This window comes from Pseudochrobactrum sp. XF203 (assembly GCF_020341615.1).
Lineage (GTDB): Bacteria > Pseudomonadota > Alphaproteobacteria > Rhizobiales > Rhizobiaceae > Pseudochrobactrum > Pseudochrobactrum saccharolyticum.
The window spans coordinates 1,713,045-1,732,716 of the sequence record NZ_CP084392.1 but is presented as its reverse complement, the minus strand read 5'-3'; the positions used below and the strand labels follow the sequence as shown (position 1 = coordinate 1,732,716).

General features: G+C 50.9%; 25 protein-coding genes. 22 read left to right on the top strand and 3 right to left on the bottom strand.

Features of this window, described 5'->3' with window-relative positions; translation table 11 throughout:
- Positions 1–208: 208 nt before the first annotated feature.
- The gene (locus LDL70_RS07860; RefSeq protein ID WP_225684784.1) at positions 209–706 is read right to left on the bottom strand and encodes a hypothetical protein; all 498 of its coding nucleotides are present in this window, start codon (positions 704–706) and stop codon (positions 209–211) included.
- Positions 707–1,119: 413 nt separating this feature from the next.
- Here LDL70_RS07860 and LDL70_RS07855 point away from each other — a divergent pair, with 413 nt between their 5' ends.
- Positions 1,120–1,608, top strand: a complete 489-nt coding sequence (locus LDL70_RS07855) for a phage regulatory CII family protein (protein ID WP_022711878.1) — start codon at positions 1,120–1,122, stop codon at positions 1,606–1,608.
- A 212-nt stretch (positions 1,609–1,820) separates the two neighbouring features.
- Here the strand turns inward: LDL70_RS07855 and LDL70_RS07850 are convergent, their stop codons facing one another.
- On the bottom strand, positions 1,821–2,408 hold the full coding sequence (locus tag LDL70_RS07850; protein WP_225684783.1) for a hypothetical protein: 588 nt from the start codon (positions 2,406–2,408) through the stop codon (positions 1,821–1,823).
- Between the two features lie 104 nt (positions 2,409–2,512).
- Here LDL70_RS07850 and LDL70_RS07845 point away from each other — a divergent pair, with 104 nt between their 5' ends.
- From LDL70_RS07845 to LDL70_RS07745, 21 genes are all read left to right on the top strand, one after another.
- A complete protein-coding gene (locus LDL70_RS07845) occupies positions 2,513–2,794 on the top strand; it encodes a DUF2312 domain-containing protein (RefSeq protein WP_022711876.1) in 282 nt (93 codons plus the stop codon).
- Complete coding sequence (locus LDL70_RS07840; RefSeq protein WP_225684782.1) at positions 2,791–3,189, top strand: helix-turn-helix domain-containing protein; 399 nt, start codon at positions 2,791–2,793, stop codon at positions 3,187–3,189. The genes LDL70_RS07845 and LDL70_RS07840 overlap by 4 nt, the downstream gene beginning before the upstream one ends.
- Positions 3,186–4,346 (top strand): helix-turn-helix domain-containing protein, encoded by a 1,161-nt coding sequence (locus tag LDL70_RS07835; RefSeq protein WP_033316181.1) that lies wholly within the window; start codon positions 3,186–3,188, stop codon positions 4,344–4,346. The genes LDL70_RS07840 and LDL70_RS07835 overlap by 4 nt, the downstream gene beginning before the upstream one ends.
- Positions 4,343–4,993, top strand: a complete 651-nt coding sequence (locus LDL70_RS07830; RefSeq protein WP_028233863.1) for a transcription termination/antitermination NusG family protein — start codon at positions 4,343–4,345, stop codon at positions 4,991–4,993. Before LDL70_RS07835 ends, LDL70_RS07830 begins: the two co-directional genes overlap by 4 nt.
- A gap of 309 nt (positions 4,994–5,302) precedes the next feature.
- The gene (locus tag LDL70_RS07825; protein WP_033316175.1) at positions 5,303–6,016 is read left to right on the top strand and encodes a GGDEF domain-containing protein; all 714 of its coding nucleotides are present in this window, start codon (positions 5,303–5,305) and stop codon (positions 6,014–6,016) included.
- Positions 6,017–6,520: 504 nt separating this feature from the next.
- Positions 6,521–7,309: a hypothetical protein gene (locus tag LDL70_RS07820; RefSeq protein WP_156831460.1), complete on the top strand. Its 789-nt coding sequence runs from the start codon at positions 6,521–6,523 to the stop codon at positions 7,307–7,309.
- Between the two features lie 190 nt (positions 7,310–7,499).
- A complete protein-coding gene (locus LDL70_RS07815; RefSeq protein WP_022711871.1) occupies positions 7,500–8,192 on the top strand; it encodes a hypothetical protein in 693 nt (230 codons plus the stop codon).
- A gap of 11 nt (positions 8,193–8,203) precedes the next feature.
- Complete coding sequence (locus LDL70_RS07810; RefSeq protein ID WP_225684781.1) at positions 8,204–10,234, top strand: phage terminase large subunit family protein; 2,031 nt, start codon at positions 8,204–8,206, stop codon at positions 10,232–10,234.
- Between the two features lie 11 nt (positions 10,235–10,245).
- Positions 10,246–10,470, top strand: a complete 225-nt coding sequence (gene gpW, locus LDL70_RS07805; protein WP_022711869.1) for a gpW family head-tail joining protein — start codon at positions 10,246–10,248, stop codon at positions 10,468–10,470.
- Positions 10,467–12,101 (top strand): phage portal protein, encoded by a 1,635-nt coding sequence (locus LDL70_RS07800; protein ID WP_225684780.1) that lies wholly within the window; start codon positions 10,467–10,469, stop codon positions 12,099–12,101. The genes gpW and LDL70_RS07800 overlap by 4 nt, the downstream gene beginning before the upstream one ends.
- An 11-nt stretch (positions 12,102–12,112) precedes the next feature.
- A complete protein-coding gene (locus tag LDL70_RS07795) occupies positions 12,113–13,003 on the top strand; it encodes a S49 family peptidase (RefSeq protein WP_225684779.1) in 891 nt (296 codons plus the stop codon).
- Between the two features lie 47 nt (positions 13,004–13,050).
- Positions 13,051–13,560 (top strand): hypothetical protein, encoded by a 510-nt coding sequence (locus LDL70_RS07790; protein WP_083646928.1) that lies wholly within the window; start codon positions 13,051–13,053, stop codon positions 13,558–13,560.
- A 42-nt stretch (positions 13,561–13,602) separates the two neighbouring features.
- Complete coding sequence (locus LDL70_RS07785; protein ID WP_022711865.1) at positions 13,603–13,956, top strand: head decoration protein; 354 nt, start codon at positions 13,603–13,605, stop codon at positions 13,954–13,956.
- A 27-nt stretch (positions 13,957–13,983) separates the two neighbouring features.
- Positions 13,984–15,015 carry a major capsid protein gene (locus tag LDL70_RS07780; RefSeq protein WP_075655058.1) on the top strand — a complete coding sequence of 344 codons (1,032 nt, stop codon included), beginning with the start codon at positions 13,984–13,986 and terminating at the stop codon, positions 15,013–15,015.
- A 26-nt stretch (positions 15,016–15,041) separates the two neighbouring features.
- Positions 15,042–15,413, top strand: coding sequence for a hypothetical protein (locus LDL70_RS07775; RefSeq protein WP_022711863.1), 372 nt, complete (start codon positions 15,042–15,044; stop codon positions 15,411–15,413).
- On the top strand, positions 15,410–15,751 hold the full coding sequence (locus tag LDL70_RS07770; protein WP_225684778.1) for a hypothetical protein: 342 nt from the start codon (positions 15,410–15,412) through the stop codon (positions 15,749–15,751). The genes LDL70_RS07775 and LDL70_RS07770 overlap by 4 nt, the downstream gene beginning before the upstream one ends.
- Before the next feature lie 2 nt (positions 15,752–15,753).
- A complete protein-coding gene (locus LDL70_RS07765) occupies positions 15,754–16,218 on the top strand; it encodes a hypothetical protein (protein ID WP_022711861.1) in 465 nt (154 codons plus the stop codon).
- Positions 16,219–16,261: 43 nt separating this feature from the next.
- On the top strand, positions 16,262–16,678 hold the full coding sequence (locus tag LDL70_RS07760; RefSeq protein WP_022711860.1) for a phage tail tube protein: 417 nt from the start codon (positions 16,262–16,264) through the stop codon (positions 16,676–16,678).
- Positions 16,675–17,091 carry a hypothetical protein gene (locus tag LDL70_RS07755; RefSeq protein ID WP_022711859.1) on the top strand — a complete coding sequence of 139 codons (417 nt, stop codon included), beginning with the start codon at positions 16,675–16,677 and terminating at the stop codon, positions 17,089–17,091. Before LDL70_RS07760 ends, LDL70_RS07755 begins: the two co-directional genes overlap by 4 nt.
- A gap of 20 nt (positions 17,092–17,111) precedes the next feature.
- Positions 17,112–17,291, top strand: a complete 180-nt coding sequence (locus tag LDL70_RS18050; RefSeq protein WP_075655064.1) for a phage tail assembly chaperone — start codon at positions 17,112–17,114, stop codon at positions 17,289–17,291.
- A gap of 8 nt (positions 17,292–17,299) precedes the next feature.
- Positions 17,300–19,078: a hypothetical protein gene (locus LDL70_RS07745; protein WP_213598003.1), complete on the top strand. Its 1,779-nt coding sequence runs from the start codon at positions 17,300–17,302 to the stop codon at positions 19,076–19,078.
- Between the two features lie 37 nt (positions 19,079–19,115).
- Here the strand turns inward: LDL70_RS07745 and LDL70_RS07740 are convergent, their stop codons facing one another.
- The gene (locus tag LDL70_RS07740) at positions 19,116–19,652 is read right to left on the bottom strand and encodes a hypothetical protein (RefSeq protein ID WP_075655068.1); all 537 of its coding nucleotides are present in this window, start codon (positions 19,650–19,652) and stop codon (positions 19,116–19,118) included.
- Positions 19,653–19,672 lie beyond the last annotated feature (20 nt).

The window sequence follows — 19,672 nt, the reverse complement described above, 5'->3', positions numbered from 1 at the left end:
TGGGTATTATGTGTACCCATTACTGTCAAGTCAAAAAGGTATTTTAAATACCCAAATTTAAAATGGGTATGTATAATATACTAAATAACGACTCTTCACTTGACCAATTTCAAACTGATCATTTAACATGAACGAAATGAGAACAAATATTCTCTGTGAGGGCGTTTCATGAGTACGGAAGTAGACAAGGAGAAGCTACGAAATGATTTTATTCATCTGCTTGGTTGTCTTCCGCCTGCTTGTCTGCTTGAGTTTGTGGAGTGCTTAAGGTCGCAAGCGTCCTCATGTTCTGAACTACAGCCTCCTGTAGTGCAGCAGGAAGACTATCAAAAAGATTGATTGCTTCAATTTTTAGTTCGTCGGTATCTGTGAAAGTTTCTTCTACTGATCCGATGCCAAAATTCAGCCAAGTGACTGAAACGTTGTATGCTTTTGCATACTTTTTAGCATCAGCAATCCCAAAACCATTCCGCCCTGACTCATGGGCTTTATAGTTGTTAGCATTCCAGCCAAATTTTACTGAGGCTGCTTTTGTGCCGCCTACATTGGCTCTCACCCGCGCTAGAGTTAATCTTTCTGCGCGGCGTTCTTTTTCACGTTGTTCGCTATTGTTTGTCATGGTGCAATTTATACCCACTGACAAGGGTATAAGTAATATCCTATTGGCTTGACTGGCGTGGGTATTAATAGTACCCATTGAAGCCATGACGCACTCAGATATCATTGACCAGTGGCCCTCCTTGGCCGAATTCGCCCGCGATCTTTCGGTTCCATACGGGACTGCAAAGGCAATGCGTCGTCGTGGTTCTATTCCAGCACAGTACTGGAATTCGACAGTTGCATCCGCTGCAAGGCGTTCCATTAACGGCATTGGCCTTCAGCAATTGGCCGATGCTATTGCAGTCACACCCGTTGCTGTATGTGTTAATTTTCAAAGTCATGAGGTGGTGCAATGATTGCTTCGCCTCACAGAACACGGCTGCACTGCAGCTGTCACCGAAAATCACACAAAAGATTTTTCCCTTATCTCTGCCGGCACCTCCCACGGCAGATGCTGGCCTGTCTTCGTGCTTTGGCTCCCGTCAGCGCGAAGACAGGTCTTTTTTATGAGGTTCTGTCATGGTGAAAATTCGCCCGACAACTGAGCAAGATCGGCAGGCTCTCAAGGCTGCTGTACGTCGATTGCTGCCGATGGCTGGCGGTGTTTCTGCTTTTGAAAAGGTGACGCGGGTCAATGCTTCGGCGCTTTCGCGTTATGGTGCGCCGGATGAGGCGATCAACCATATGCCGATTGATGTGGCTATGGATTTAATGCTCGACACGCGCTCGAACGGCATTGTTTCCATTATGGCCGCACAGCTTGGCTATAAACTGGTGTCGCTTGGCAATCAGAATTTCGGCAACACCTTGCCGGATATCGGGGATATGTCCCGCCTGAGTAAGTCTGTATCTGATGTGATGCATGAATACGCGCAGGCGATTGCAGACGGTTCAATCACACCCCGTGAAAAGCAGCAAATTGACATTGAAATTGAGGAAGCCGTGCAAATGCTTCGAGCATTTCAACGGAAGGTTGATGGCGCGCTTTCAAAAGGCGGTGACGCATGATGTGTCACTTTCGCTTCCACGGCTCCGAACCGTTTGTTTCCCACTCTCGGTATGGTGCGGCCAAATCTAAAGCCGTGCTGAAAAAAATTCCTAATAATGCTGACCGGCTGGCGCGGCTGACCATAGAAGGCCGTTTGCAGCGGCTTTGTCTCGTGCCTGTTCGTTCCGATAAAAAGCGGAGGCAAGATCATGACTGAAACATTTTATTATTTTTATGGGGTTGCACTGCTTTTTCTCGCCTTAGCTTTTATAGCGACGTCCATTTCGGTGCGTTGGCTCTGGTTGTCCATGGACAGGAGGCTCACAAAGATTGAATCCGAATTTTCGTTTTTGTTGATCCATGTGCGTAACTTAGAAAAGCGTGTGCGCACTGGTGGTTCCAAATGATACCAGAAGCAGAATCTAAACTTGGAGTTGGAGCGTATCTCTCCCATGAGTTCAAAACTCTCTGCGGCGCTCTTGAAGTCAGTGGTGGAATAAATTCTTTTAATTCCGCTATCAATCAGATCTCCATAAGCAAATTGAACCATCATTGGGTTGTTGCGACTGCGCATATGAACGGTTTCAATGAAGATGCCCAGATCTCTGGTATTGACTGTTACTGTCACCCAAATCCAATTATCGATTTCTCCACCTATTATTGCATGGATAACAGGCAGATTTTTGCTCATTTCTGCATTGTGGTGAAGTCGCAATTGAGTGCGCGTGAGGTGAACATTCCAGAGTGCGGCACATGCTGCAATTACCGAGCCAATGACGGTCAGAAGGTTCAGAAAGTTAGTCGCGATCCATTCATGCATCTTTTAATTCTGCTCGTTCCTTCGTTTTTGTTCAGTGATCTTTTAGTCCGACATTACGTTTTGTCATGTTTTTGTACATCCGAATCTTTTGCGGAGGCAAGATCATGACTGACGATGTTGGAGGAGACAGCTCGCAGACCATCGCAGTGGGGCAACTTCGTGCTTTTATTGAACGAATTGAGCGTCTTGAGGAAGAAAAGAAAACTGTCGGTGATGATATCAAAGAGGTTTTTGCCGAACTGAAAGGCTCCGGCTTCGACACGAAGGCTGTACGCACGATCATCCGGTTACGCAAAAAAGAGGATCATGAGCGGCAGGAAGAGGAGGCCATGGTGCAGCTCTATGCTGATGCGCTTGGCATGCCTTTGTTTCGGGGGCTGATATGAATTTCAATCCTGCAGTTATTGCGATGCGCAATGCGACAGCCGTCAAATTCGAGCGGTTTATTGCTTCCGTTGTAAATGACGCGGCGATGATTGCGCAAATGCCGGGCGATAAGGGGTATAGGCCTCGTCTTGATAAGATTGCGCACCGGTTCTGCCGTGTGTTCAATGTCAGCTTAACGGAAATCCGTTCTCAACGCCGTGATAGTGAAGTCTCTATGGCACGGCAGGCCATCTATTATTGGGCTTGGCGCCTGACCGAGCTTTCATCCTCCCAGATCGGCCGTCGCATGGGTAATCGTGATCACACCACCGTTTTGTATGGGATTAGAACCTACCGGCGCAAACGGGCTGCTATGGGGCGGAATTTGCGCGAACTGCGGAGGGCTGCACAATGAGCATTGCAGTCATGTCGCGTCTTTTCAAGGCGCAGATCGGTTCTCCAAGCCGCAAGATACTTGCGATCCGGCTAGGTGACTTCGCTGATGATGAGGGGCGCGGAATTTGGCCGACTGTTGGACGGTTGGCAAACGAAACTGAGTTGTCAGAGCGTACCGTGCAGCGCCTTCTGAAAGAGTTTGTTGATGAAGGTCTGTTGATCGTGGTCGCTGAGGGCGGCGGTCGCCCCGGACAGGCTACACGATACGATTTCGATATGATGAAATTGGAAGCTCTTGTGAGGGGTAAAACTGTGTCTGACGGGTGTCACCATGTCACGGGTGACACCACGACACCCGTGACACTGGATGCAGAGACGGGTGACACTGACGACATAGACGGGTGTCACCATGTCACCCAAACCGTAATAGAACCATTAAATAAACCATTACTTGAGAGAGGGCGCGCAAGCGAACTTGAAAACAGGGAAATCAGGAGGGCAAACGAACGGGCTTTCAAAAAAGCTTACCAGCAATGGCCGACATTCGTGACGGATAGTGAACCGAAGGCGTTTAAGGCATGGATGCGTCTGAGTGACGATGATCGTCAACAGGCTTCTCAGGAACTTGGTCGCTATCTTGAGGCCTCCAAGGTTTCCGGTCGGAGCAAATTTTGTACATTTGCGGTCTATCTTAGCGAAAAGCGTTGGGAAAAGTTACCGGCGAAGGCTGAGGTCGTTGCCAATACGCTGGATCGGGCCGCACCATTTGGCAAAATGTGGGCTGCACGGGTTTATGAGCAACTGATTGCAGGTTCGACACATATCGGCAGGCTGACTGCACTTGAGCAGCGAATGGTTGATGACGGCACTTTCACGGCTGAGAGACTGCTTTCCGAAAAGCAGGTTAAGTTTGGTTTTCCAGTTGTGAATGAACTGTTTGAAAACGCTTCTGTTCGTCGCGGTGCGCTTGTTCCGGCCTATTTGCAGCCGGTGGCTGAGCGCATGGTTGCGGTGAAGGTTGGTGGCGATCTGTGGCAGGCGTGGTTTGATGCTCATGCTGCGCGTGGCTGGCCTTGGCTGCCTAATACCGGAACTATGGAATATGTCTATCTGCCGGAGGGCGGACCCGATGCATTGAATGAATTGCAGGCTCTGTTGCGAGGAATTGAAAAATGATGATGCCAAATAACAGACCATTTGAGGAAGCGCGTATCTTGGAAACAGCACGACAGCTTGATGAACGGGATCCAGATCGCATCAAAATACGGATGCAAGAGAAATTTTTGGCTATTGCAGCCGGTAATGAGCAGTCTGAAAAACAGTGGTTTGTTCTCAAAACTGCGAACAAACAAGAGAAAGCTGTTAGTAAATCGGTGAGTAACTTTGGAATTGAGACATGGTTGCCCATGAAAAAAGCCTTGCAGCCACGTCGATATACCCGTCCTGCAAAGGAGATTGAGGTGCCAGTATTTGGCGGATATCTCTTTGTTAAAGCTGTTCCGTGTGCTGAAAGTTGGGTAGGCCTGTCGCGTATTGATGGTGCTATTTCTGTTGTGTTTGGCCAATGTGGCGCTTTGGTTGTTAGCGATAAATATATGAATGATCTCAAATGTTTGAATGACGTTGGTTCATTTAATGATTTAAAGAATTTCCCACGTTACAAAAACGGTGAACGCGTATCGTTTCCTGTTGGCTCTGCAGGTGTTTTTGAGGGCGTCATAGAAGGCTATGTCGGGGCAAGAGCAGCCCGTGTTCTTGCCTTCATATTTGGTCAAGAGCGGACAATAGAAGTGCCTCTTGCCAATTTGATCAAATCGGCATAGCCATAGTCGCAGAGACGACTGTGGACTGTGGAGCGTAGTGCTTCCGATACCCTGTAGCAGCCTATATGGCAGAGCTCGGCACAGACCTCGGAGAAGCGACCGGAAGACCGGCAACCGCTTCTCCCCAAGTGCGAAGCTATGTGGAAATTTCGAGCCCTAACAAATCAATACACCCGCATCATAGCTGAGTTGTGGATTATATTCGTATGATGCACAAATGTTGGTGTTTCTGAAATCCATATCGGTAAAACTGCATCGCGGATTAAAAAGCTAGATTGCAGTTTTTTTAATAAGATATGATCCCGGAAGGTGGGGCGGTTGTTATCGAAGTTTGTGTTGAAACGAACGGCAATAGTCGCAGTATTTGCAGCGGCTATTTCAATATCATTTTCAACTGGTGTTCGAATAATCACGGGAACAGAGTCCGATTTAATAACGGTCTTTGTTAGATTGACGCTACCATTTCTGATCGCGATACCGATTGGTATTTTTTGGTTTTCTCGTCTGGAAAAACTGGAACTCTCTTATCGCAGCGCCATCCGCAGAGCCAATGAGCTTACGCGCATCGCGAGTGTGGACCCTTTAACCGGTATCCTTAACCGCCGTAGTTTTATCGAGCAGTTTAATGCAGCAAGTGCAGCGGGTGTTCGAGGCTGGTTTATGTTAGCTGATATTGATTATCTGAAAGTGATAAATGACAAATATGGTCACCTTGTCGGTGATGATGCTGTTGTTTCTGTCGCTCAGGCAATGGTCAACGTATTGCCGTCAGATAGTTTGATTGCGCGTATTGGTGGGGATGAGTTTTGTGCTTTCATACCAAAAGCATCATGTGCTGATGTTGATGGAGCAATTGAGCAGATGAATGCGAAAGCGCATGATGAGTTTCAGCATCGACAGACTGGTATTACGCATGTTTTATCGCTTTCTGTTGGATATATGCCATTAAAATCTAATCAGAAATTCAAAGATATTATGTCTCTTGCTGATGAGCGAATGTATCGCAAGAAAAGAGCAAGATAGCGGCTCTATGGCAGGCACAAACCAGATAATGAAGGTGCTTAGTGATGGGTGCTGCTGGCTGAGGGGAAAGGGCGTGACTCTTCCTAAAAGTTAAAGGAAAGCTGATTAGGATGTGAGCGAAAATGCGCACATACATATTCTAACTTTCCATATCGCTTACGAACATAAGCCCGAACGGCGACTAACTTGCGTTTCAACTTTGTTTCCATTGTATTCACACTCCGGTGCAGACGGGGTCGAGCCCGTCACTCAAGCCACGTTCTAGTCGTGACCTTGCTGCACGTAAGTACAATAGAAATTGCCGACCGGATTATTTTCCCCGCCAGCAGCATCTTTCACTAATCATGCGAATATTATTCCGTCAAATGCGTATGAATTAATGTAGTGCGCGGTAAAATGCGTGCGGACCATGAGTGTTGAGATTCATGCACATTTCAACATGCGCGAATATTTGGCGGTCAGGACTGAGTATTGCTGATCTCTCTTTCACTGGAATAATTGACCATGCTGAATGTCACCTCATCATTGAGTGGACCATTGTTATCTGATGGTCCATCCGTGTTCATGAGTTTTGACACGAAGGGGTGGGAGCAGGAGCTTGACCGGTTCGAGCAGGAAGTAGTTCCAAAGGCAACGATCAATGCATTGAACAGAACCGCGGCAGTTGGCCGATTGGCTGTGCAGGATGAGATGGAGGCTAAGCTTGATCGAGTGACACCTTTTGCAAAACGGGGTGTTGCCTATGAGCAGGCAAGTAGTTCTAGTCTTTCAGCAGCTGTTATCATTGCAGGAAAGTCATGGGCTAAGAATTCAACGCCGCCTGCTAATTTTCTGACGCCGCAATTTTTCGGTGGTCAGCGCAATCTCAAATCCTTTGAGCGCCAGCTGATCTCCGCAGGGCATATGGACAAGGGGCTTTATGCCGTTCCTTCAAAGGATTGTCCTCTTGATCAGTATGGCAATGTTCGCGTGGCATTGATTGTACGCATTCTGGCTGATTTGCAAATTGCTGAACGTACTGCTGGTTATAATCGTAAGCGAACGGCAGCTTCCACCAAGCGCAATGCGCGATACAAGAATGCCCGGTTCTTTGTGCCAGAGCGCGGATCACATTTGCATCCGGGGGTATGGCAGCGAAACCCCATGGATAACTCAATAAAACCCATGCTGCTCTTTGTTCGTATGCGCTCCTATGTTCAAACCGTTAACTTCCATGAGACAGTAAAGCGCGTGGCAGAAGAACGTTTCGCCCGATACTTCGCGGAAGAGGTCGGCAAGCGAAGCCACCGATAGTTGGTCAGTCGATATGGATCATTTCTAACATTTCGGGTCCTTCCTGACGCACCTTGCCTGCGGGTATTTCGCACCGCGGGTCTTGGTCAGTCTGAGCGTGAAATCAAAGCCTAAAGTCGAAGGCTAAAGAACTAAAGTCAGGCACTAAACTCAGAGGATTAAATATCCGGCTGTATTCTCAGGAAAAGTTATGACGGCCATCCAGTCAGATCAGACGATGAGCAAGGGCGAGTTTGCCAAGCTGATCAATGTCTCTGCCGGACGAATATCTCAATATATTGCGTCCGGCCAGATTGGACCGGATGCTTTGCAAGGCGAAGGACGAAGCGCCCGTATTGTAGTGGAACGCGCCAAGCGCCACTTGAGCGGGCGCCTTGATGTCTCACAGCGTGTAGGCATTAATGGTCTAGGCACGCGAATATCTGTTTCACCGGTACCACGCGCTGCAGTCGAACAAACGGATGCACCTTTACTGCAGAATGCAGAAAAGCGGCCACCGGAAGTGTTTCAGACACCAAGTGATCTGGTTGCTGACCAGATAGCCCGCGAAAAGCTTGAACAAGCCAAAATGCAGACAGCGCGTGCCAAACGCGAAGAAGCATTAGCATCTGGCCGGTTCATGTTGGCGGATGAAGCCAGATCAGAAATCACGCGATCAGTGGCGATGGCTTACCGTGTGATGGAGGGCGGGCTGGCTGATATGGCAACGCATCTGGCCGGCCAGTTTGAACTACCACAACGCGACATCCTACATCACCTGCAGCAAGCTTTCCGCAAAGTACGTGAGCGAGCAGCACAGGGTTTCATAGAGCAACAGGCTTCAGAGCCGGAAAACGTGATTGATCCTGATTTATTTGAAAGTGAGGATCAACACCCAGACTGAATGGTTGGTACATGACACTGCTTTGCAATCCGGCATGGCTGACATATTCCATTCTGGCACAGGAGACGATGCCACCGCCACCGGTTGATTATCTAGCTTGGGCAAAACAGAATATTGTCTTTTCTGATCGTATCACACAGTTTCCTGGTCCCTATAATGAAACGCTGTTTCCGTTCTTCTCGGAGATATTGAAAGCTATTTCACCGGAAGACCCGTGCCGGATTGTGACTATTGCCAAATCGGCACAGGTCGGCGGCACGGTGCTGGCGAATATCTTCACGCTCGGCACTATGGATATGGATCCGTGCGATTTTCTGTATGTGCATCCGACAGAGGAAAATGCCTCTCGTTGGTCGAAACAGAAGCTGATGCCGCTGATCCGCGAAACTACGTCTTTGACGGCACTGTTTCCTGAGAAAAGCCGCGAGGGTGGTAATTCCATCCACTATAAGGAGCGTGCAGACGGGCGCGGGGCTATTCAGGCAGCGGGCGCCAATTCACCTTCCGGCTTGTCGATGATCTCACCGCGTAAGCAGGTGCAGGATGATCTGTCGAAATGGCAAAACAATGAGGCAGGTGATCCGGAAAGTCAGGCAGAGAGCCGGTCAAAAGCATTCATCGCGGCGAAGATCCTGAAAATCTCAACGCCGCTGATTGCGCCGGGCTGCCGTATCAGCTCCAACTTTGAGCAGGGCACGCAGGAGCGTTACCATGTGCCGTGTCCGCATTGTTTGGAGTTGCAACCGCTCGAATGGGAGCAGATGCGTGATCACATTGATCCGGAGCATCCTGAGAAAGCGTGTTTTTACTGCGTTAAATGTGGCGGCGAAATCAAGGAGCATCATCGCGCATGGATGGTAGCGAGAGAGAATGGTGCCAAATGGATTGCTAAATATCCGGAACGAGCACGCTATCATCGCTCATTTCATATCTGGGTTGCCTATTCGCCGTTGGAAAGTTGGGAGGCGCTGGCGCGTGCCTATCTCAATGTGCAGCGCGGTGGTCCCGATGATAAAGGTAAGAAGGCCGGTGCTGAGCAGGTATTCTTCAATGACTGGCTGGGACAACCCTTTGAGACTGACGGGGAATCTATTGGCTGGGAAGTGTTGCGCGATAGGGCAGCGCAAACTGGCCTGCCGCGTGGGATTATCCCACCAAAGGCACTGATCCTGACAATTGGCATAGACGTGCAGGGGGATCGTGTTGAATGGCTGCTGGTTGGTTATGGCAAGAACCGTTACCGCGTGGTGATAGATCGCGGGATATTTGACGATAATACCGGTCGTAATCTACCGGGTTTTACAGCGCATTCCGGCCATATCTCCGAGCCTGCAGTGCAACAGGCATTGTCGCAACTGGTTAAACGTGAATGGCTGGATTGTTGGGGTAATCGGCGCAAGGTCGATCTGACGGCGATTGATGGTAATGCCTATACCGAAGATGTTTGGGAGTGGGCGCGGTGTCATCCGATCACGGATGTGATTATGGTGCGTGGTGATAATCGCGAAGCCGCTCCAATGCTGGCGCAAGTTAAAAAAGAGAAAGACAAAAAAGGTAGGCAACTCAAATACTCACGGCGCTTTTTTAACTTCAATGCTTCGGTGATGAAAGCAGCTCTTTACCGTTCATACCGCAAGGAAGATCCGGAACAGACTGGCTATATCGATTTTGTGCATGGTTTGGGGGATGACTTCTTTGAACAGGCAACATCCGAGATACGTGTTCAGCGCCGTGGCCGTTCTGGCCATCCTTATTATGAATGGGATTTGCCAGCTGGAAAACGCAATGAGGCGCTGGATATGCTCAACCAGTCTTTGACCGCGACCCTGCGCTTAGGGATCAATTACTGGACTGAGGATGAATGGGACGCATTGGCAGAACGTCTTTCACAAGAGCAGCCACCGGCACAGCTGGATCTTGAAGACCAGCTTTTACGCCAGCCTCAGGTGTCGGTAGCCAAACTTGCAGATGAACAGAAACAATCGCCCTTGGTAAAAGCGGCAATCGCCCGTGCGATGGCGCGTGCCAGTCGCCGCGGCTGATCGGAAACAACATGACAGACAGAAGCATTTTATTGGCGCGCCTCACAGAAGCAGAGGCAGCGCTGCATAAACTCATGGTTGGTAAAGCATCAGTGCAACTCAGCTATCAGGGAGAAAGTGTGACTTTCACCACAGCAGATGAAGGGCGGTTGCGGCTTTATATTGGTGAGCTACGGACTCAGCTGGGGATTGCCAGTGCAGCACGTACCCGCTCGCGCCGTGTGGTGTTTCTATGAGCGAAACGGTTATTCTGGACGCTCACGGCGCTCCAATGCCACCGGAGGTGCGTGTTGCAGCCCGCAGACGTTATGCGATGAATGCGGCAGCTTATAGCGCTGCCGGTTCGGATCATTCGTCTATGGCTGGTTGGCGACCTGGTACATATTCCGGACAAGCTGCACTCACATTGTCGCGCGATGTTGTTATTGATCGTGTCAATGATGCGGTGCGCAATAACGGTTGGGCATCGGCTGGTGTGTCCCGTCTCGTGGATACAGTGATTGGTTCCGGATGGCGCTTATCCAGTCAACCAAATGCCAGAACTCTGAATTTGAGCGCTGATGAGGCCGATGAGATTGGCGACCAGATCGAGGGGCTATGGTCGGATGTGGCGACCGATCCCGGTAACTGGTTTGATGCAGAACGTACCAAGTCTGTTGCTGGCCTGTTGGGTCTGGCAGCACGACACCGATTTTCTGACGGCGAAGCCTTTGCGGTTTTGCCATATCGGATGGGAGCCAATGGTTATGGTACCTGTGTGCATGTGATTGATCCGGCGCGGATCTCCAATCCGAAAGGGGCGATTGATAGCGAGTTTCTGCGTGATGGTGTTGAGCTTGATGCCTATGGCGCGCCACTGGCTTATCATGTGCGACGCACACATCCCGGCGATATCACCAGACCGATGCATGATATGTTTATCTGGGATCGGGTAGAACGGGAGACTGAATGGGGCAGGCCGACAGCTGTTCATGCTTTTGAGGCCAGTCGTGCCGGTATGACACGCGGTGTCAGCCCTTGGGCATCAGTGTTGCAGCAGCTCAAGCAAGTCTCTGATTACAATGATTATGAGCTGCAGGCAGCATCACTCAATGCGGTAATGGCGGCTTTCATCAAAACGCCGCTGGATATGGATCAGCTGGCTGATAGTTTCAGTGCCGGTGATAGTGGCAAGTCGATTAACGCATTTTTTGATGCGCAGGCTTCAGCTCAGGCGGCAGCGTATAAAGCTGATCCGATCCGCCTCAAGGGTGCGCAGCTCAACTTCCTCAATCCGGGTGAGGATGTGGTTTTTACCAAATCCGAACATCCGAACGCTGCGTTTGAGGTTTTCGTCAATGCAGCATTGCGCAATATCGCATCATCCATTGGCCTGACCTATGAGCAGCTGACCATGGACTGGTCAAAGGTCAATTATTCCAGTGCGCGTGCGGCACTTCTGGAAATCTGGCGCGGGCTGACTGCACGCAAAACCAGCTTTGCGCATAGCTTTATGCAGCCGATTTATATGGCATGGCTGGAAGAAGTGTTCGATCAGGGGCGTATCAAACTACCAGCACATGCCGTTTCCTTTGAGGCCAATCCGATTGGTTGGGCAAGAGCGGCTTGGATCGGCTCGGGGCGTGGCTGGGTTGATCCCGAGAAAGAAGCGCGTGCTGCCGCTATTCGTTTGGCTACTGGCCTTTCAACGCAGGAATCCGAGTCCGCCGAACAGGGGCGCGATTGGAAGGAAGACATGCTGCAACGTGCCCGTGAACAACGGTTTGCAGCCAAGCATGGTGTTACCTCCGGTGAAGTGGCCAGTTCCGGCGTGGTGTCACGCTTTGGAAGTGAGACACCGAAAGATGACCCGGAAGAAACCAATTAGGATCAGAGTAAATGACATTTGCAATGCCGGAAATTGCGGCGCGTTTGTTCGATACGCCGCTGTTGCTGCATGAGGCCAAAGCCAATATTATCGCTCGCGCTTTCGGACCGCGTGTGCTGGGGCAGAATGTTGCGATGGCAGACACACCGGAAATGGGTGTGCTGTCAGAGAATATGCGGGAACTGCGTGACGGTTGGACGGGCGAGAAAATCTATAGTGGCCCCAAAATGGTTGGCAATGTTGCAGTCATTGAGGTGGAAGGGTCCCTCGTCAATAAGGGTTCATGGGTGGGGAAAACCTCCGGCATGACCTCATATGAGGGGTTGAATATCCAGATCGCTGATTGTCTTGCCCGTGATGATATCAGGGCTGTTGTCTTTGAGTTTGACAGTTTCGGTGGTGAAGTGGACGGATGTTTCGCCTGTGCCGAGGAGCTTTATGCACTTTCACAGGAAAAACCGACGATTGCCATTCTCACCGATCATGCGTGTTCTGCCGCATATCTCCTTGCAGCAGCCTGTCGCCAGATCGTGATCCCTACCACCGGTTATACCGGCTCGATTGGTGTCATCACCATGCATGTCGATGCATCCGGCTGGGCAAAAAATCATGGGCTTGCAGTTACCATTCTACGTGCCGGTGAAAAAAAAGCCCGCCCTGGCATGTTCGAGACGATGAGCGAGGAAGAATATTCCGAAGCCGTCAATGATCTTGAAGCCATGCGCACTTTATTTGCTGAGACGGTTGCGCGCTACCGTGGTTCACGTCTCTCGGTAGAGGCCGCACTTGCCACGCAAGCGGATACGTTTCGTGGGCAGGCGGCAGTTGATCTTGGTCTTGCCGATGCGGTGGGGCGCCCAAAACAAGTCTTCGAGGCATTTCTTGCCGCGATGAGTGCCTGATCTCTCCCCTTTAAAAACTCTCAACATTATCAAAAAGGAACACGCTGATGTCGCTTGCAAGCGCTATCCGCGCGGCTGTTGGTGGCCGCAATACACGCAAACGCCTCGAAGAGGATAAGCCGGAAGAACTGGAAGACGATCTGCAGCCGGATGAGGCTGAGGATGATCCGGAAAATCCCGACGCTGAAACCGATCCAGATCCGGATGCAGAGGAAGAGGAGCCAGTTGCCGATGATGAAGAAAAGCCCGGCGATTATGCCCGTGGCCGCAAGGCTGAGCGTAGTCGCATGTCGGCAATCTTAGGCTCGGCTAAAGCGGAACAGAACCCGTCACTGGCAGCTCATTTGGCGTTCAATACCAATATGTCGGCCAAACAGGCCGTCGCCACATTGGCGGCTTCCGGCTCTTCCCGTGCAGTTTCCAGCCTGTCTGGCCGTATGCAGGGACGTGTACCGGCGCTTGGTAATGGTGGTGCTGCCCCTAAAGCCGGTAGTGCTGATGAGCGCCTGGTTGCCCATGCCAAAGCGCGTTCCGCATCACGTAAACCGCAGCGTTAAGCTCGGTAATTCTGTTCCCTTAACTTTTTCAGGAGTGTCGCTATGCGCACTGAAACTTATATTCCCGGCGATTTGCTCGTCGGTGATTTTCCCGTTGCTGTCCGTGTTGTGCCTATTGCAGGCGGGCAGGGTGTTCTCAAACGTGGCACAGTGCTGGGTGAGGCCAGTGGCAAATTCCTGGTCTCAGCCTCTGCATCCTCGGATGGTTCTGAAGTGCCAAGCATGGTGCTGGCTATCGATGTCGATACCACTGCCGGTGATGTGATCACGGATGCCTATGCATCCGGTAATTTTGATGCGGCCAAACTGATCTACGGGGCAGGCCATACGGCAGCGAGTGTCGAAAGCGCATGGCGCAAAGCTTCTGCTCCGCTCTTCCTGCACAATCTCGCCTGATCCGGCGCTCATTTAAGGAAATCTCAAATGGATTTATTTAGCACAGCCGCGCTGTTGACGGTGATTGAAGCCCGCGACCGGCCAACAGCCTTTATCCGCGATACATTCTTCCCGAACGGTTTTCAGTCCGATGCGGAAGAAATCGCCTTTGATAAACTGAAACGCCGCCGCAATGTGGCGCCGTTCGTCTCGCCTTTGGTGCCGGGCAAAGAACGCGCCATTCGTGGCCGGCAGACCTCAACATTTACGCCTGCCTATGTAAAGCCGAAAAACACAGTGCGCCCGGGCGAAGGCTTCCGCCGCCGTCCCGGCGAGCCGCTCAACGGCAATATGTCTGCGGAAGATCGCTACCTGCAGACTGTCACCGACATTCTGGCCGATCAGGATGATGAGGTGACGCGCCGTGAAGAAGTGATGGCGGCAGAGGCACTGCGCACGGGCAAGATCATCGTCAGCGGTGAGGACTATGAAACCCAGATTGTTGATTATAATCGGCCAGCAAATCACACGCTTGCTCTGACCGGTGCGGATCGCTGGGGCGAGGCGGGCGTATCCATCCGCAAATCTATCCGCTCATGGGCGACACGTGTTGCCACCACATCGGGCGGTGCAGCCACAGAAGTGATCCTTGGGGCAGAGGCAGCAGAATTGCTGCAAAGCGATCCTGAAATTCGTGAAATTCTGGATAACCGCCGCCAGATGGGCGGTGAAATGCAATTCGGCCCTGTTGCTGCCGGTTCTGAGGATATGGTGGCGATTTATCTTGGCACTGTCGGGCAGTTCAACTTCTGGCAATATACCCAGCTGTTTGAAGATGATCAGGGAAACAATCTTGAACTGTGGCCAAGTTTCGGCGTTGGTGTGGTTGCTCCAAGCCAGTTCCAGGGCTTTATGGCGCATGGTGCCATTCAGGATGTGGCAGCGCAGATGAGGCCGTTGTCTCGCTTCCCGAAAATGTGGAATGTCGAAGATCCGTCGGCAACCTTCCTGATGACACAGAGTGCGCCACTGCCGGTACCAGGTGATGCGTCTGCATCGCTCTTTGCCATGGTTCGCTAACCACTTAATTTGAGAGGAATGAAACTATGGCGAAAGTCAAAACTGTGCGGCAGGCCTATGCGGTAACGCTGACCATTGCTGGTAAAGATGTGCCGCCTGGTACCGCAGTCACCCTGCCACAGGAGGAAGCGGATAAAATCGCCGCTTTGTTTGGCACTGTGCCGGAGGATCGATCTCTACCGAAGCTACAGGAAGTGACAAAACCTCCCGCGCCGGTAAAGACTACTGATCTGGATGCGCTGAATGCGGAACTTGAAGCGGCTCAGCTTGTCTATGACAATACCAAGGAAGCGCTTGCAGAGCCGGATGCCGGTGATGAGCAGCTCGCGGCTTTTGAAGCAGCGGAAGAGCGCCTGAATGCTGCGGAAGCGGCATTGGAAAAGGCGGGCGGCGAATGAGCCGTCCTGCCATTTTCTCCGATATGGCCGATGCTTTTGTCTCTAGTCTCGGCAACGTCGAAGCCAGTGTCACTATCAAGGGTAGTCCTGTCCTGTTGACCGGTATTTTGCGAAAAGTTCGGGAGACAGATTTGCTCGACATCGAAGGTATGGGGCTGGAAGGGGTGAGCTATAGCTTTGCAGCTTCTGGCACAGCGCTCGATGGTGTTCGTCAGTCTGATACGATCACAATCATTCGTAGTGATGATGCGCAGGATATCGGTAGGGTTTTTGTGGTGGCTGGTCATGTTGATGACGGGCGAGCGATGAAACGCCTACTTCTGCATGAGGATGAATAATCATGGTGCATCTTCGACAAACGATCCTTGATAAGATCAGAGAGCAGCTCCAGCCGGTCGCAGCACAATATCTGGGCATTGTTACACCAATGCGCTCAACGGCAGTGCCGGAGGAGGATTTGCCCTCCTTCACAGTGCTCTACACCAGTGACCAGACGACGCCTGATGGTGTGGTCTATGATGATGTCACTCGCCAAGAACTGACGCGGCTCAATCATCGGCTTACCGTCAATGTGGTCATTCATTTTAAAGGTCGCAAAGATCCGTCTGCAGAGTTTGATCTTTTGGCGGCGGCTGTCGAGAGCGCATTGCCTCCATCAGATTTGGGCGGATTGGTCATCGATATGATTTTGTCTGCCACAGATCATTTTATCGATGCCGGTACGGCGCAGAGTCTTGGTGCGGGACGCATGGTGTTTGATGTGATTTACCGCACATATGCAGGCTATCCCAACTTGCAAGCCTGATCGCAAACCATTTATTCCATTTATTTAAACAGGAGATAAGTCCATGGCTTTAGGTCGTGAGCTTGTGATCAAGCGTCTGATGACGCCGGATGATTTTGTCTCGGTGTGTGTGACAGAATCCCGCTCATTGGAAATCAACAATGAAGAAATCGACATCACCAAGCCCAATTGTGCTGATCCAGGCAGCAAGCTTTTGTTGCAGCTGATGTATGGCATCCAGCGTATCAATGTGCAGCTTGACGGTGCTTTCGTCAGCAACACTGCCTCCAAGGCCATGATCGGTGATGCAGTCAATCAGGTTGTCACGCCGTATCAGGTGGTGGTGCCCGGGGTCGGGACATTCGAAGCTGACTTCCTGATTTCGCTGACATTCTCGGGCGATAAGACCAATGAGCTGCAGTGTCAGGGGCGAATGTCTGCAACCGGCACTGTTGGCTTTACTCCGGCAGTATCACCATGACGGATGCTTTACCCAATCCTCTCCGTGGTGAAGCTGCCTGCCGGATCGGCAATACGGATCTGGTCTTGGTTGTTGAATTTGGCCGGTTGGCAACGCTTTGTGAGGTGGCTGGTTGTGACACGATGGATCTGCTCTATACGCGGTTGATCGGCTTTCATCCCAAAACTGTGATGGCAGCCCTACGTGTCCTGACCAAGCATCCGGATGGCGACAAGGTAACGCGTGATCTGGCGCACAAAGCCATCGCAGAGCTGAGTGCCGCGGATGAACAGTCATTCCGCAAAGCTATCACCAAAGCTCTTTCCGGCCATATCAATGATGGCAAGAAACTGCGCGGTGAGACCGATCATCTCAATCAGTTGGAAAAGGCATTTGAGCAGGCCACATCGGGAAACGCACTGAGCCCCTCGTAATTACTAATCAAATCCAGCAAATGCTTAGTTTTGCAACCGGAGTATTAGGGTGGTCGCCGGAAGTCTTTTGGCGATCCACATGGCCGGAGCTGGAGTCGGCTATCGAGGGGCGTACCGGTAAACGCTCAAAAGACATTATCACACCGGCAAGGGCGGCAGAGATTGCCCGTCATTATCCACCTACCAAATCCATCAGATAGGGGAATTCATGTCCCGTAATGACATCATGGCGTTTATCGGCGCCAATGCCCGTGGCTTCCATGATGCCATGACCCGTGTACGCGGTGATACCAAGGCAACTGCCAAGAATGCGCAACGGGAATTCTCTGATCTATCTGCTGGTCTTAACCGTTCTATGTCTTTGGTAAAGGGAGCATTGGCAGGTCTTGGTATTGGCCTTTCCATTCAGGGCGTTAAGCAAATTGTTGCCGATATCGGCAATATTGAGACTGCTGCTAAGCGAGCTGGCATGACTATTAAGTCATTCCAGCAGATGAAATATGTCGCTGAAACCAACCGCATTGAAGTTGATGCGATGGCCGATGCCTTTCGTGAGTTAAACCTGCGGGCAAATGAATATGCCCAGACTGGCAAAGGCTCCGGTGCAGAAGCTTTTGCTCAGCTTGGTATGTCTCCGGAGGAGGTCAAGCAGCGGCTCAAAGATCCTGCAGATTTTATGCTGGAGATTATCGATCGTACCCGCCGCCTGAAAGACACTGCCGCCGGTATCCGTATTTTTGATGAGATCATGGGTGGTCAGGGTGGTGAGCAGTTTGTGTCCCTGATTGAACAAGGGCGCGATAAGCTCACCGAAACCATTAAAGAGGGCGAGGAGCTTGGCCGTGTTCTCTCCGATGATGTGGTGCAGGCTGCTGCCGATGTTGATAAAGCCTTCGTTGATATCACGAATACAGTATCAACGAGTTTGAAAGCCGCGATTGTTTCTGCGGCTTTGCAACTTCGCTACTTTCTTGACTTGTTCAATACAGTTGAGAACCGATCGCTGGATACTCTTATGAAACAGCGGGATGAGAAGCAGCGTGCCTTAAATATGAAAACAGGCGATTATCGCGGCGCATTTTTGCCTCCTAAAGAGCAGATTGAAAAAGAGCTCGCTGAAATTGACGCTCAAATCAAGGCACACAAGGATAAGCAAAAGCTCCCTAATCAGCCTGATGATAGTATCCTGCCACCTGTTACGCCTTATATTCTGCCTGAAGATAAAAAGAAAAAGACCGGCGGATCGCGTTTGGCAAAAATTACCGATGCTGAACGTGAGAAAAAAGCGATTGATGATCTGATTACCTCACTCGAAGAGGAGTTGGCGCTTGTCGGGCTTACTGATGAGGCACGAGATAAGGAAATTGCCCTTCGTAAAGCCGGTGCCAGTGCAACGGATGCTCAGCGTAATCAGATCACAGCACTGATTGAAGCGCGTTATCAGGAGCAAAAGGCGGTCGAGGCCGTGGAAGAGCAGCTTCGCCGCAATGCTGATGCAGCTCTTGATCTGGCTGATATCTCCATGAATATGATCGACACAATCATTGATGGTTCATTCAGCGCAAAAGAAGCATTAGCTGGGCTGCTCCGACAAATGGCGCAAGCTCTGCTTATGGGGCAGGGTCCATTGGCAAACCTGTTTGGGATATCGCCTCAGTCTTCTGGTCTCGGCGGTCTGTTTGGAATGATGTTCGGCGGCGCGCGCGCAGCGGGTGGGAGTGTAACACCCGGCAATCTCTATCGCGTCAATGAGAAGGGGGAGGAATTTTTCTCTCCCGGCACTCATGGCCGCATTATTCCGCATGACGGTGCAGGCGGTGGCGGTGCATTCTCTTTCGCGCCGGTTTATCAAATTGATGCACGTGGGGCAGATCAGGCCGCTGTAACAAGATTGGAAGCTGGCCTGAAGAAGACCAATCAGGAAATGCAAGCGCGGGTGATCCAGACCGTTCGGGAAGCTCAAAGCAAATTTGTAAAGTTGGGATAGGGTGCTCAGGCTTGGCAATGCCAAACCTGAGCCCGATTTATGATGCAGTAGCTTGTCTCTGATCGCGTTTAGCCTGATTAACGCTAGCTGCTTTTTTCTGTCTGCCACGTTCCATAGGGTTGATGAGGCTTTTTACCTGCTTGTTGGGAATATTACGCATTCCTTCATGGGCGTGGCGTGTATTAAACGGAATTTTGTTGGCTTCAGCATGTTTCTTTAGCTCGAGAGCGTGCTGCGCATTTTCAACAAGTTCTTGTTTGGCGGCCATCTGACGGCGGCGCTCAACTTCAGCATTGGTTCGGCGCATCGCCATTGCCAGAACGCTTAGTTTAGTTTTTGAGCCATCATCTGCCTTTGATGCGGCACTGCCTTTTGGTGCAGTTTTGCCCCTGATTTCTCGTCGTCTTTGGTGCGCTTGAGTTTTAGCTTTTTCGCGCCGCTCACGGAGCAGTTTAACAACTGAGGTTAGATCAGCGTCGGGGAGGGATTGAAGAGCCGGATGGCGTGTTTTGTCCACCAATGCAAGCTCATCTGCATTTAGCGCACGTTCTTCTTCTTTGCGGGTGATTGCCACGTTCCTTTACCTCCATACAG